This window comes from Pararhodobacter sp. SW119 (genome assembly GCF_017811755.1).
Lineage (GTDB): Bacteria > Pseudomonadota > Alphaproteobacteria > Rhodobacterales > Rhodobacteraceae > Pararhodobacter.
Genome location: NZ_JADDJF010000066.1, coordinates 1 through 13,621, shown reverse-complemented (window position 1 = coordinate 13,621; position 13,621 = coordinate 1). Strand labels below are relative to the sequence as shown.

The following is a 13,621-nucleotide window of genomic DNA, read 5'->3' as shown; positions in this document are numbered from 1 at the left end:
AGTCAAGCGGGCGGAGGAGAGCTTTGAACGCTTCCGACGCCGCGTCAACGCGGCTGCTCGCGACGAAGACGAGCAGGTGACCGCAGGCGGCAACGACGATGGCTGGGTTTTGAAACCGCGCCTTCGCGACCGCGGCTCCCTTCACTCGGATATCTGGCGGGGGACTGCCGCCGACCTCGCGAACCGTCACGGCATCGGGGTTTACCCAGTCGGCGGATGGTGGCGTGAAAAGCCGAAGCTGGAACGCGCTAACCACACGGTTCGATACGCATTGATCATCACGCTACAGGCCGAAGCTGACGTAAATCTCTACGCGGAGGTCATGAACGAGGTCGGGATCGAGGTTGATATCGATACCAGAGGCGCGTGAGGGGACGGCAGTTCCGAAAGCGGGTTTCTCCTTAGTGGACGTTGATGCTGCGCGCAGAGAATGACCGTACTCCGCCCTTCACGTCGGTGTCGTCGTGACCACATGGAGAATTGAGTACCTGCGGCGAACGACCGCTCCTGCCCCACTCCGGCCATAGAACGCGCGGCGCTGGGACGCCATCAAGGCTTCCGAAGTAATGTTCGGGAGATTCTTATTCAAGCAGCCCATGGCGGAACTATTCTGCGCCGCATTAACCGAAATTCGCACCACGACATGCAATGGGTTGGCCGTGGGGATGCGGGCTTCGTGGCCGTTCCTCAGAATCGCGCCTTCTGTCCCCGCCCTGCCTTCGCGGAGGCGGTCCAGACATGGTCAGCTGCGGCAAGATCCTGCGCCGCGATGCCGAGCGAGCGATAGAGCGTGATATCCTCGCCGCTGGCACGCCCGGGTCGAGTGCCGCTTAGAACCTCGCCGATCTCGGCGCGTAGATGGTCCTCGTCGATATTGCCGGCGGCGATCATCTCGACAATCTCCCCCGCCTGGGCGAGGAATGAGGGGCGGTAGTCGCAGAAGACCGCCGAGCGCAGAACCGCCATGTCGTCGATCTCGCGCTTCGCTGGAACCGACGCGCCGACGACGTTGAGGTGCTGGCCCGGTTCGAGCCAATCGCCGGACAGCACCGGGACAGGACTGCTGGTCAGCGTGCAGACAACGTCGGCTCCGGCTATGGCGGACTGGGCGTCGGTGCCGTGGGTGATGGATAGTCGTCGCTGGCGTTCGCCGGCCTGGGCCGCGAATGCGGCGGCTTTCTCGGCGCGGCGGCCGACGACGCGCACTTCCTTGATCGGAAGGACAGCCAGCATCGCATCCAGATGGTGCTCGGCCTGCTCGCCGGTCCCGATCAGGGTCAGAACGCGGCTCTCTGGCCGGGCCAACGCGCGGGTCGCGACGGCGCTCGCGGCGGCGGTGCGGATTGCGGTCAGCAGACCCGCATCCATCATTGCCACTGCGCCGCCGGTTTCGGCCTCGAAGAGCACGATGGCGCCGCGGTGGCCGGAAAGGCCGCGCGAAGGGTTCTCCGGAAAGAGGCTCACGATCTTTACGCCGTAGCAGGGGGGATCGGAAATCGCCCCGGGCATGACGCCCATCATGTTGCGCCCACCCACCGGCACCACACTGCGCAGCGGCAGTTGCGCGCCGCCGGCAGAGACCGTGCGCATCGCGCGCTCGATCACCTCGATCGCCTCTTCCATCGGCAGGAGCGTGGCGACATCTTCGTGGCTCAGGACCCTCATGCTTCCAGCACCTCGTCACCCGTCCAGGCACCGTCAGGCGCCGCCACCCCCAGCCGCGCCGCAATGATCCCGGCATAGAGGTCGGGGCGCAGCAGATAGGGGAAATGCCCGCCCCAGAGGAAACGGAAGGCGCGCGCGCCGGACAAGCGGGCGCGGACCGCGGCGCGCATCGGTTCGGGGATCAGAGGGTCGTCGGTGGCCTCGATGACGGTCAGCGCGTCCGCGGGCAGCGCAACGGGTGGCAGTTCCGGCCCGTGCTTGAGCGCGGCGAGGCGTGCGCGCATCTCGCCTTCGGGGATGCGGCCGGCGACCTCGCCCTTCAGCAGTTCAACGACATCGGCCTGCTCGGGATGTGCCTCGCCCCAAGCCTGCATCGCGTTCAGGAATCCCGCGCGCAACTCCTGGATCGGGGCTGCGACGAGATCCGCGGAATAGGGTGGGCGGATGGCAAGCCCCTGCACCGAATGCAGCGTGTTCGCTGCGAAGAGGTGGCTGATCCGCTCGGCGTGCGCCCCGGCGAGGTACTGAGCCAGGTAGCCTCCGAGCGAGGAGCCGAGGATCGCGGCCTTCTCGATCCTGCGGGCGTCCAGCAGCGCGATCACGTCGCCGGCCCAGTCGGCAATGCCGCCGGTTTCGGGGTAGCTCAGCGCGATCACGCGCAGCCGGAGAGCGAGCACGGCAATCTGCTGCCAGAAGATGTCGGCACGACCAAGCGTTCCTGGAATGAGCAGAAGCGCCGGGCTGTCGCCACCGGTATCAATAATGCCCCAGTCGCGGCCGCCCAGTGTCGCGCGCGTCTCGGGATGGCGACGGGCGAAGGCGTCGCGATCGTCGATCAACAGGTTGGTCATGCGAACGGGTCCTCTACCTTGGGCCAGTAGTTCGGGGCGCGCCTTCTGTAGGGAATGGCCGTGAAGTCCGGGGTGATGGCGCCGGGGGTGGCGACGGGCACGATCTGCGCCGCGATCGGCGCGAAGCCGGCGCGATAGTGGTTCGAGGACTTGACGCAGACATAGCGCCGCGCGGAGAGGTCGATACCGAGTCCTGTGAAAGCCTCGGGGTGGAACGTCTGTGTGCGGTTGTCGTTGACGACGATGTCGATCCCGTCGTCCTCGCCGGTCGATAGCCAGACGGCGGTTCCGAGGTGCTGCGGCAGGCGACCGAACCGCTGGGTGAGGCCCGAAGCGACGCGCCGGACGGTGACCTGAAGGTCGAGCGGGTCGCCCGACATCGGTCCGCACTTGCCGCCGAGCCGCAGCGCCAGGCGCGCGCCCTCGCCGGCGTCGGCGCAGATGCGCACGGCGACCGGGTCCCAGAAGATGCCCGTGGCGATGGAGGTCATGCCGCGTTCCAGCATGGCGCGCAGCAGAAAGGTCGCGTCCGAGGGCGCGCCGCCGCCGGCGTTGTCGGACATGTCGGCCAGCACCACTGGCCCCTGCGCCACCGCTTCGGCCATGTCGAGCGCCGTGGCGATGTCGTGGACCGGCTGGAAGATGGCCTGGCGCTCGGCAAAGAGCTTCTCGCCCAACTCGCGGGCCAGGCGCTCGGCCAGCGTCGGGTCGTTGTCGGTTATGGCCAGCGCCCGGGCGCCGGTGCGCGGGTGATCGCCCCAAGGGAAGCCATGCGCGAGCGACAGCGACAGCACGCCCGGCTCGTCTTCGCGCGCGATCATCGCGTCGACCCAGGCGCGCATCGCGCCCTCGGGGGTCGGCATGGCCATGATGATGCGGCAATCATAGTCGCGCATGACCGGGGCACAGCGACCCTCGGCCGCGTCGGAGATCAGGCGAAAGAGCTCGGCCGCGCGGTCCTCGATATCGACATGCGGATATTCCTTGAAAGCGATGAGCGCGGTGGCCTTCTTCAGCATCGTCTCGGTCAGGTGGCAATGCGGGTCCAGCAGTGCGCCGATCTTCGCGTCAGGCGCGATCTCGCGGATGCGGCCGATCAGGTCGCCCTCGCAATCGTCGTAGCCGTCGGCGATCATTGCGCCGTGCAGGCCGAGAAGCACCATCTCGACCGGCCCCGCCGCGCGCAGATCGGTCAAGATCTCGTCGCGCAATGCCTCATAAACGCGGCGGACGGTAGGCCCGGCGGGCTGGGCGAAGGTGGCGAGGCTTTCGACGACCTTCCATCCCCGCGCCTCGGCCCTCTCACGCCACAGGTGCAGGGCGCCAGTCCAATAGCTCACCGGGTGGCGGGTCGCGTCGCCGTGGAAGAGGCCGCCCTCCTCGAACCCCGCCATGCCCGTGGGCAGGGGCGAAAAGGAATTGGTTTCGGTCGCAAGCGACGCGATGAAGAGCTTCATGCCGTCTCCGTCTTTCTGTTCGGGTCGGTCAGGCGCATGGCCAGGTCGGCGACTATGTGCAGCGCGATCAGCGCAAAGCCGACCGGCACCGCGGAGGTGAACCAGGCCATCGAGACCGGGATCATCTCGGCGGTGCGGTCGAGCGAGCGACCGATAAAGCCGCGGGCAAGGTTCATGTTGGGACCGAAAAGCGAGAACCAGATCACCGGCAGCACGAAGATCATCGCGCCGCCGGCGCGCAGTAGCGCCAGTGCCTTCCCGGCACTGCCCCTGAGTTCGAGCGCCTGTGGAAAGAGCACCGGGTTGACCCCGGCGCGAAACGCCGCCGAGGCGCCCAACATACCCGCCCAGACCATCGCCCGGCGGGCCAGTTCCTCGGTCCAGACGGGCGGGTCGTTCAGGATATAGCGGGCCACCACCTGCCAGCCCGCGGCGAAGACCATCACCAGCACCGCCAGCGCCGCGCCCCAGAGCGCGACGCTGTTGAGCACCGAGGAGAGCCGGTCGAGGCCGCGGGCAAGTCGGCGCATTGTTTCAGCGCCCCAGCGCCTCGGTCCAGAGACCCAGCTCCTCAGGCGAGACAACGCCTTCGGTATAGGTAACGACCGAGGCTTCCTGGAACTCGGCGCGCGCCGCGTCGTCCAATTCGACGACGGCGACGCCGGCCTCACGCAGTTGGTCGATGACGGCATCCTGCGTTCCCAGCCAATCGCGGTTGGCGCGACGTGCCGCTTCGACCGCGTCGTCGACCAAGGCGCGTTCCTCGTCGCTCAGGCCCTGGTACCAGTCCTCGGACGCTATCGCGATACGCAGCGACGGCGCGATGCCGGCATCGGTGAAGTGGCGGATGAACTCGGTATGACCGAAGAGGAGCGGTACGAAGGCCGGGTTCAGGTAGCCGTCGGCGACGCCCGTCTGCAAGGCGTTCGGCACCTCGGCCCAGCTGACGATCGTACCGGCCGCCCCCCAGGCACGGAAAAGCGCGATCTGGCTTTCGTCGAGCGCGCGCATGCGTAGCCCCGCCATGTCGTCGAGCGTCTCGACGGCGCGGCGGGTGTTGAAGATGCCGGTCGCCGGCCCCACCACCACCACATCGAGCACCCGCACGCCGGCCGGCGCGAGTGGCTCGTTGATCCGGTCCAGCATGCCGCCGTCGAGCAGCGCGCGGTCGATCTCCTCCATGTTCTCGAAGAAATAGGGCAGGCGCAGGCCGAAGATCAGCGTGTCGACCGAAGCGACGATCGCGAGCGGTGACATGCCGATCTCGACGAGGCCCTGGGTGACCTGGTCGAAGACCTCGTCATCGCCGCCGAGCGCGCCGCGCTGGAATTCCTGCGCCTCCATGCCGTTTGCGTTGAGGTGCTCGGCGAAGGCGTGCGCCCAGACATAGCTGCCCGAACCTTCCAGGTCGGGCGGACTGTCGAGTGAGATGCTGACCTGCGCGCCGGCGGCGCCTGGCAATGCCAGTGCGCCCGCCAGGGCGATGGCCTTCAGGATATGGTGTGTCATTTGTCTTCTCCCTACTGTTGATCCGAAATGGAGCGGCCTTCAGCCACCCCCGATGAAGCCCAGCCGCCGTGGCAGCCAGAGCGAGATCTCGGGCACCATCACGAGTACCGCCAATACCCCGATCTGCAATATCAGAAACGGCATGATGGCGCGCGCCAGAACCCAGTAATTCACCCCAGTGACCGCCGAGACCATCAGCAGGCACCCGCCGAGCGGCGGCGACACCATCCCGATGCACAGGTTGAAGCACAAGACGATGCCCAGATGCACCGGATCAGCGCCCTGCGCCAGCGCCACCGGCGCCAAGAGCGGGACCAGCAGGAAAAGCGCGACGGCGGTATCCAGCACCATGCCGGCGATCAGGAAAATCACCATCATCAGGAGCATGTACTGCGCCGGTGCCAGGCCCATCTCACGCACCCAGACACCGATAGCCTCGGGAATGCGCTCCAGCGCCGCCAGGTGCCCCAGGGCAGCGACCGCGGCGATCAGCATGAAGATCGCGCCCGACAGCACGGCTGTGCGCCGCAGCGCCTCGGCCAGGTCAGGGACGCGGATGCCCTCGTAGAAGACGCCTGCGCCCACGGCGGCGACGACTGCCACTGCCGCCGCCTCGGTCGGAGTCATCAGGCCGAAGACGATGCCGCCGAGGATGATCGCCGGTATCGACAGCGCCGGCAGCGCATGCAGAAGCGTCGGAAGTAAGGGCGGAATGTCGCCTCGTTCCAAGCGTGGATGGCCGTGCCGCCAGGCCAGGAAGGCGTTGGCGGCGAAGAGGGCCGCGGCCAGGAAGAGGCCCGGCAGGATGCCGGCGACGAAGAGCGCAGTGACCGAGGTGCTCATGATCGCGCCGTAGAAGATCATGATGATCGAGGGCGGCACGATCGGCCCGATGATCGACGAGGCGGCGGTGATCGCCCCGGCATAGGGCAGCGAATAACCGCGCTCGCGCATGGCCGGCACCAGGGTATTCGACAGGGCGGCCGCGTCGGCCACCGCCGAGCCGGAGATGCCGGCGAAGAAGACACTGGTCATGATGTTGACATGCCCCAGCCCGCCGCGGACGCCTCCGACGAGCGCCATGGCGAGGTTGATCAGCACCCGCGTGACGCCGCCGCGGTTCATCACCTCGCCGGCCAGGATGAAGAGGGGCATGGCCATCAGCGCGAAGACGTCGATCCGTGAGAATATCTGCTGCGGCAGCACCGCCAGGAACCGCGTGCGGTCGGTGGCGACAAAGGTCAGCACCGCCGCGCCTCCAATGACGTAGGCGATCGCCAGGCCCGAGGCGAGAAGCACGATAGCAACGACCGGGATGAGATGGATCATGCCGCCAGCGCCCTTCGCCCAGGGGCAAGCGCCGCGGCACCGACGCCTTCGTCGGTCACGTCAGCGGGCGGCGCCCGGTCCAGCGCCAGCGCGGCGGCGAACCGCGCCAGCGCCGGCGCGCTCTGGATACCGTAGCCGCCTTGGCCGGCGAGCCAGAAGAAGCCCGGAGCATCGGGCGCGTAGCCGGCGACCGGGCACTTGTCGGCGACGAAGGAGCGCAGTCCGGCCCATTTGTGCTCGATCCGCCGCACCGGCAGGTCGAAGGCGCGCTGGATGCGGTCGATGCAGACCGCCACGTCGAGTTCCTCGGGCTGGGCGTCACAGGGTGGCGAGGGCGTCTCGTCGGCGGGCGAGATGAGAAGCTTGCCGGCATCGGGCTTGAGGTAGAAACGCTCGTCGACATCGACGGCCATCGGCCAGGAATCGTGTGCCGCGCCCTCGGGCGGGGCGACCAGAAGCGCAGTGCGGCGCTTCGGCATGAGCCCGACCGGCGCGACATCGGCCTTGCCGGCCAGCTCGTCGGCCCAGGCGCCCGCGGCATTGACCACGATTTCGGCGCGCAGCGCGCCCCCGGGCGTCTCCACCCGCCAGCCGCCACCATCGCGCTGGAGTGCCAGAACCTCGGCACCGCAGCGCAACTCTCCGCCGGAAGCGGCCAGGCGGCGCAGATACTGGTGGTGCAGAGCGTCAACGTCGATATCCGCCGCCTGCCGGTCGATAAGCCCCGCGGCGCAATAGTCCGGGCGCAAGAGCGGCAGCATATCCCGTAGCGCCGCCTGGCCAAGAGGCTTGACGCTGGCGCCGAGCTCGGTTTCCAGCGCCTCGAGCGTCGCCCGTTGGTCAGGGCGAGCCAGGAAGACCGCGCCGCGCGGGCGCAAGAGCGGATGCGGGCGCATCGCGTCGCCGGGCGCCTGGAAGGCGGCGGCCGAGGCGCGCGACAGTGCCCGGATGACTGGCGGCCCGTAGGCGATGGTGAAAAGCGCCGCCGAGCGGCCTGTCGTGTGGTAGCCCGGCTGCGCCTCGCGTTCGAGCAACACGACCCGGGCGCCGAGGTCGGCGAGTTCGGCCGCCACCGAGGCACCGGCGATGCCGCCGCCAATCACGATCACCTGCCAGTCTTCGATCTGCGCCGTCACGGCATTGTCCTCCCTTGAGCCAAGCGTATCAGCGGTTTTCCGATACGAAAAGTAGTTTTTCGATTCAGAAAACCGTTGGCGAGCACCGGGAGGAGGCTTAGGTTTTTCCTATGAACGACGTACCCGACGAAGCCCGCGAAGCTACCCCCGATCGAGCCGAGAACGACCGCAAGGAGTTCGGCCGCCGGCTTCGCGAACTGCGCCGCTCCCACGACTGGACCTTGGCCGAGGTGGCGCAGCGATCGGGCCTTGCAATCTCGACCATTTCGAAAGTCGAACGCGGCCTGATGGCGCTGACCTACGACCGAATGCTGCATCTTGCGCGGGGACTCGATGTGGACATGGCCGAGTTGTTCACCAGCGAGGGCGAGGCCTTCGCGCCGGGCAGCTTCGCCCTCGCCCCCATGGGCAGCTTCCGCCGCCAGGAGACCGAGAACTACGTCTACGAGATGCTGTTCTCTGAAATCCGCAACAAGGCGATGACGCCGATGCTCGGAACCCTTCGCGCCGGGCACGGGCTCAACTTCGACGATTTCGTCCGCCATCCCGGGCAGGAATTCCTGATGGTTCTTGAGGGGTCGGTAACCGTACATACCGAGGATCGGCCGCCAGTCACGCTGAACGCCGGCGACAGTCTCTATTTCGACAGCGCGCGCGGCCATCTCTATTCCGCCGCGGGGCGGAGGGACGCCCGCATCCTGGTTGTGTGCATTGAAGGCTAACCAACCGTCAGCCCGTGGCTCCGCGTGTCAACCACAGCAGGAGCGGAGGCGGCTGGTGGGGCGGCGCAAGCTGGCACCGGCGAGTGCGCTACTTGTCGCAATTTCTGCGCGCTCGCGTCATCAGGCGTCCCGCGATACGACATCAAGACTTCGGTAGGCGCGGCCTTGCCGCAGCGCAAGAGACCGGGCGCGATGCCGATGCCGGGGCCGCGTTGTCGCACCCGCACGCGTCCGTTCGCCGTCCAATGCTTGGGATGGCCAGACAGTCGCGACCGGCCTATTCCGTTGAAAAAGTCGCGCTTGATCGAAAGGCGTTGTGCTGATTCAATTCTGCCAATGGGCGGGAGGATTGGCGATGATGGGACCACGGCAGGAGGCTCAACCAGCGCTATTCTACGAGTTCTCGCTTGAGGATCACGTTCCGCAAGATCACCTGCTTCGATCCATCGACCGGTTCGTCGACCTGAGCAACATCCGTGCCCATCTTGCAGATTTCTACAGCCACACCGGCCGTCCCTCCGTCGATCCAGAGCTGCTGATCCGGATGCTGCTGGTCGGCTATTGCTTCGGCATCCGATCCGAGAGACGGCTCTGCGAAGAGGTGCATCTGAACCTGGCGTATCGCTGGTTTTGTCGCCTCGATCTGAGCGAGCGGGTCCCGGATCACTCGACCTTCTCCAAGAACCGGCATGGCCGGTTTCGAGACAGCGAGCTGCTGCGCCACCTGTTCGAGGTGACGGTCGCACGGTGCATCGCAGAGGGCTTGGTCAGCGGCCAGCGCATGGCGGTCGATGCCAGTCTCATCGAAGCGGACGCGAACAAGCAGAACTCGACGCCGAAGGAGGACTGGGACGTCTCGCAGATTGATCCAGTCGATGCGCCTCGCGCGGTTCGCGAGTATCTCGACACGCTGGATGACGCCGCCTTCGGCGCCGCCAGCGAGGTTCAGCCCAAGTTCACCTCTCATTCCGACCCGGCCAGCCAGTGGACCGCGGCGCGCAAAGGGCCTGCATTCTTTGCCTATTCCGACAACTACCTCATCGACACCGATCACGGGGTGATCGTCGATGTCGAGGCCACAAGGTCGATCCGGCAGGCCGAGGTCGGCTCAACCAAGACCATGCTGGACCGGGTGAAGGGCACATTCGATCTGCATCCCGAGCGCTTGATCGCGGACACGGCCTATGGCACCGGACCCATGCTGGGCTGGCTGGTCGACCGCAAGATCGCGCCGCACATCCCGGTGTTCGACAAATCCGGCCGCAGCGACGGCACCTGGACCCGCGCCGACTTCGAGTGGGACGTCGAGAATGACCAATACATCTGCCCAGAGGGCCATGAGCAAATTCGCCGGGGGTCAGCTATCAGGCACTTGTCGACGCACATGGGAAGCGTGGCGTGAGCTTGATCCTCGGACACATGATCCACGAACGCATTGGGTTTTTTCGAGGATTCCTGGACGGTAAGAAACGCATCTCGGATCTTCTTTTTGATCGTGAGGAGGTTGGTGGGGAGCAAACCTACCGGCTCACCGTGGCTGCGGAAAAAGGCTTCCGGGCGCTGGGTCTGATTTAATCAGTAAACAGCATATTTTGATTAGTGATCAAGAACTTGCGGCAACGCTGCGGATGCGCTATCCCTGAAAATCATAATATTAAGGAGGTGCGGCGCGGTCTAAAATCGCCATCGCCTGGCAGTTCAATTAGGCGTCGCCCCAACGCCCGAATTCGGCTCGGAGTCCGCCGCTCATCTGTTCCCGACCCTTTCTCGCACGATCTCTTACCGCTCGACCTCCAGAGTTCCGCCATGGCACGTTCCACCAGCGCTGGTCCTGTAGGGATAGGCGGAACGATGGAACGACCGCGGTGCCAGGCACAGCCAAGAGCGCGCCGATTTCAGGATGATCGAGCGCGTGAGAACTGCCGGGCCCAAAGGCCCGGCAGTCTTGTTTTCAAGCCCCGTCTGCGAGACTTCGCGCGGTTCGGAGTGCGGTTACCGCGTCGTGCAGCTCCGCCAACGCTTTCTCAAGCGCCTTCAGCCGCCCGACGCTATCTGCGATGCGGTGACCGCGATGGGTGAACTCCGATACCTTCTCGAGCGTCTCCCCATCGCAGCCGGTGTCGTGACTGATGACCGCGGTGCGGGTTTCACCCGCGAGCGCCTGCTCGGCTTTTGCGACTACAAGCACCAACTGCGCGAGCAACCCCGGAGCGAGTACACTGTCGGCAAGCGTGGCACGTAGATTCGCGAGATCATCCGCTTCCTCGAGAACCCGTTCCGCTTCGAGAACTGTGAGTGCGCCACACTTTTTGAGCGCCCGCACGGCGCGCAGCACCTCACGTATCAAAATTGCGAGTTCGCCTTGATAGGTCATGTTGGACTCCTTTCTCAGGCGCAGCGCGCAAAATTAGTAGTAGCCGCGTTTCCGGCGGTGTGTGTCGGCGCCGGCAGGGCGTCGATTTCGTCTCGCAACAGGTCTGCCAGCACGCATATCTCCTCGACGCACGCGTCGGCGGGATCAATCAGCGCGAAGCAGAAAGCTTCATCACTCTCGATGTCGTAGACGTTCTCGAGCGTGAGAAGGCCGTGCAGCCAGTCGAGTTCTCGACGAATGCGAGCAGTCATTCCGACCGACTCGTTGATATCCACGACGAGGCGGTCGCAACGGCGTGCCGCGGCGGGTCCGCCGAGGAGCTTGGCCGCGCACTTCAGCGCGGCGGCGTACTGGATCACCGAAGTTCGACAGCAAATCGACTAAACGATTGTTTTGATTCAGCCGGGATGGCCGAAAATGTGACAACACGAGCGGCCTCAGGCCGGTTTTGGCAGGTCGAGTCTGTCGAAGAGGTCGAGTTGCTCCGGGGTGGTTTTGCTTAGGCCTTGGAAGCTGCGCTTCCCGGAATGGGCGGTGTGTCTTTGAATGCGTGCCAGCAGGTCGAGGGCGGCCCGGGGGCTGGCGCTGTGACCCTTGGCCTTCACCCATCATGCGGCGACCGACGTGTCGACCGCGAAGACGACCCTGACCCGGCAAACGTTTCAACGGCGCACATTCGGAGCCTCAGGCGCATTGGTCTCGCGCACCACCTGAAGACCGACCTCCCGCCGCCCAACGCCCGGTGGTGCAAAGAAAATGCTTGCAATTCCGGCTGCGATTAGACGACTCGATCAAACGAATCCGAGGTCGTGAAGTCTACGGTGACCCCATGCCTCTCGAGGAGAAGCTTGCGAGAAGCTTGCGATCGCCGACGCCATCAAGCTCACGCCAGCTCTCGCCCTGCCATCTCCGGTGCCCGCGCTGCCGCCGCACGGCGCTTAGCTCGTGCGACCGCGGATTCTTTCTCACACATGGCGGCGAGTTCCTCTTGCGTGAAAAGATCGGCAGGTAAGCTTCGCCATCATCCCGATCTGCAATCATGCGCGCCACGTATTCGACGGCGTTCTCGACGCGCGCCCGTAAAACATCATTCGCGATGCTCGGTCCGATGTAACAGATTGTTTTTATGAGACATCTACTCTCTTGAGGTCAGGAGATCGGAAGGTTTGAAGAACCCAAGTCGCGAAAAATGGAGATCACGAACGCGTGAGGCGGATGCGCGTGCCGAACAGTCGCCCGTCATGCGTCCGGTCCTGGATGGAATCTTAGGACCAGATGTGTTTCAGGCGCTCCGGTCGGAGCCAGACGTTCTGGAAATTGGCGGGCATGACGCAGTCAAGGCGATGCACTGAAGCTGCCTTCACCATAGCCTCGACCCGAGTGGGATCGCTTGGCCGGTTCCTGCTGCTCGTGCGCACGATGCGGGCGACGTAGATGACGCCGACCACCGCGGCTGCAATCTTCTCTATTTTGGTGAGGCGAGACGGGTCGCTGGCCACGGGTCGCTGGCCGCGCAGGTCGATCGGGCAAGCTCGCGACGGCCGTCGGTGACGAGGCGGCGGCGTAGGGTTCGAACGCCTCCGGGTCCTCCCGGATGCCTGAGTGAAAAACAGTCCCGGCAACGAAAAGACTACAATTGCCTGCGACGGTCGGGTTAAGAAGCGATGGGGCGGAGGCAAGACACAGAACAATGGACGTATTTTCACTTAACCAGAAGTCGACCGAGCGATATGAGAACTTCTCGCGCTCCTTCGCCAACATCCTCTCGAATGATCTCCAAGCCGCAATCGATAAGGCCTACAATGAGCGCCGATACGTCCGCGAGCCGCTCATCAGCCTGAACCCTCGGTTCAGACCCGGAGCTTCTGTTGATGTGCGGGCTGCCGATGGAACAATTCTTCCAGACACGGCGAAGGTCTTTCGCCGCAACGATGGCAACCCTATCGAGCTCTACGTACATCAAGACCTGGCACTCGGCATGGCGCAGTCCGGAAAGGGTTTTGTCGTCACGACGGGAACGGGTTCAGGCAAGTCGCTCTGTTTCTTCATTCCATTAATCGACGCTGCCATTCGAGCGCGTGCGGCGGGAGAAAAGCCCCGGACCCGCGCCATCATCATCTATCCGATGAATGCGCTCGCCAATTCCCAGCTTGAGGAAGTCAACGGCTTTCTGCGTGAATCGGGTTTGAGCAATTCTCCTGTCGTTGAGAGATATACTGGGCAGGAGTCCGAGGCTGACCGGGAACGGATCGCTACCAATCCACCGGACATTCTGCTCACAAACTTTATGATGCTGGAACTCCTGCTCACCCGTGCCGACCGGAAAGGGCGCCAAGTCCTGGAGAACTCGCGTGGGCTCGACTGGCTGGTTCTCGACGAGTTACACACCTATCGCGGGCGCCAGGGCGCTGACGTGGCGATGTTGGTCCGGCGCCTGCGGGACCGGCTCTCACCGGACAACCTGCGGTGCATCGGAACCTCCGCCACCATGGCCTCGTCGGATGCGGTCACGGAAGACCCAGCGATCGTCGTGGCGAACACCGCGACGATGATCTTCGGCGACCGGATCGAACCTGAG

12 protein-coding genes and 3 pseudogenes are annotated in these 13,621 nt (G+C 65.0%); 5 read left to right on the top strand and 10 right to left on the bottom strand.

Going from position 1 to position 13,621, the window contains the following annotated elements; genetic code table 11:
- Positions 1-370 (top strand): annotated as a pseudogene (locus IM708_RS18705) (hypothetical protein); the annotation flags it as partial.
- Between the two features lie 317 nt (positions 371-687).
- Here the strand turns inward: IM708_RS18705 and IM708_RS18700 are convergent.
- The 7 genes from IM708_RS18700 to IM708_RS18670 are packed head-to-tail and all read right to left on the bottom strand — an operon-like array spanning position 688 to position 7,947.
- Positions 688-1,665, bottom strand: coding sequence for an ornithine cyclodeaminase family protein (locus tag IM708_RS18700; RefSeq protein ID WP_209428088.1), 978 nt, complete (start codon positions 1,663-1,665; stop codon positions 688-690).
- Positions 1,662-2,516 carry an alpha/beta hydrolase gene (locus IM708_RS18695; protein WP_209428087.1) on the bottom strand — a complete coding sequence of 285 codons (855 nt, stop codon included), beginning with the start codon at positions 2,514-2,516 and terminating at the stop codon, positions 1,662-1,664. Before IM708_RS18695 ends, IM708_RS18700 begins: the two co-directional genes overlap by 4 nt.
- Positions 2,513-3,973 (bottom strand): M81 family metallopeptidase, encoded by a 1,461-nt coding sequence (locus IM708_RS18690; RefSeq protein ID WP_209428086.1) that lies wholly within the window; start codon positions 3,971-3,973, stop codon positions 2,513-2,515. Before IM708_RS18690 ends, IM708_RS18695 begins: the two co-directional genes overlap by 4 nt.
- Positions 3,970-4,503, bottom strand: coding sequence for a TRAP transporter small permease subunit (locus IM708_RS18685; protein ID WP_209428085.1), 534 nt, complete (start codon positions 4,501-4,503; stop codon positions 3,970-3,972). The genes IM708_RS18690 and IM708_RS18685 overlap by 4 nt, the downstream gene beginning before the upstream one ends.
- A 4-nt stretch (positions 4,504-4,507) precedes the next feature.
- Positions 4,508-5,482, bottom strand: a complete 975-nt coding sequence (locus IM708_RS18680) for a TRAP transporter substrate-binding protein (RefSeq protein ID WP_209428084.1) — start codon at positions 5,480-5,482, stop codon at positions 4,508-4,510.
- A 39-nt stretch (positions 5,483-5,521) separates the two neighbouring features.
- Positions 5,522-6,811 (bottom strand): TRAP transporter large permease, encoded by a 1,290-nt coding sequence (locus IM708_RS18675; protein WP_209428083.1) that lies wholly within the window; start codon positions 6,809-6,811, stop codon positions 5,522-5,524.
- Positions 6,808-7,947 carry an FAD-dependent oxidoreductase gene (locus tag IM708_RS18670; protein ID WP_348525002.1) on the bottom strand — a complete coding sequence of 380 codons (1,140 nt, stop codon included), beginning with the start codon at positions 7,945-7,947 and terminating at the stop codon, positions 6,808-6,810. The genes IM708_RS18675 and IM708_RS18670 overlap by 4 nt, the downstream gene beginning before the upstream one ends.
- Before the next feature lie 110 nt (positions 7,948-8,057).
- On the opposite strand from IM708_RS18670, the gene IM708_RS18665 reads away from it, so the two are divergent.
- From IM708_RS18665 to IM708_RS18655, 3 genes and pseudogenes are all read left to right on the top strand, one after another.
- The gene (locus tag IM708_RS18665; RefSeq protein WP_209428082.1) at positions 8,058-8,669 is read left to right on the top strand and encodes an XRE family transcriptional regulator; all 612 of its coding nucleotides are present in this window, start codon (positions 8,058-8,060) and stop codon (positions 8,667-8,669) included.
- 355 nt (positions 8,670-9,024) lie between these two features.
- Positions 9,025-10,008, top strand: a pseudogene (locus IM708_RS18660) (IS1182 family transposase); the annotation flags it as partial.
- 59 nt (positions 10,009-10,067) lie between these two features.
- Positions 10,068-10,244, top strand: coding sequence for a hypothetical protein (locus IM708_RS18655; protein ID WP_209428081.1), 177 nt, complete (start codon positions 10,068-10,070; stop codon positions 10,242-10,244).
- Positions 10,245-10,620: 376 nt separating this feature from the next.
- On the opposite strand, the gene IM708_RS18650 is transcribed toward IM708_RS18655, so the two are convergent.
- From IM708_RS18650 to IM708_RS18640, 3 genes and pseudogenes are all read right to left on the bottom strand, one after another.
- On the bottom strand, positions 10,621-11,043 hold the full coding sequence (locus tag IM708_RS18650; RefSeq protein ID WP_209428080.1) for a hypothetical protein: 423 nt from the start codon (positions 11,041-11,043) through the stop codon (positions 10,621-10,623).
- 14 nt (positions 11,044-11,057) lie between these two features.
- Positions 11,058-11,402, bottom strand: a complete 345-nt coding sequence (locus IM708_RS18645) for a hypothetical protein (protein ID WP_209428079.1) — start codon at positions 11,400-11,402, stop codon at positions 11,058-11,060.
- Between the two features lie 78 nt (positions 11,403-11,480).
- Positions 11,481-11,648, bottom strand: a pseudogene (locus tag IM708_RS18640) (IS1634 family transposase); the annotation flags it as partial.
- Between the two features lie 1,085 nt (positions 11,649-12,733).
- On the opposite strand from IM708_RS18640, the gene IM708_RS18635 reads away from it, so the two are divergent.
- Positions 12,734-13,621: DEAD/DEAH box helicase (locus IM708_RS18635; protein ID WP_209428078.1), on the top strand; the 888-nt coding region annotated here is incomplete at its 3' end.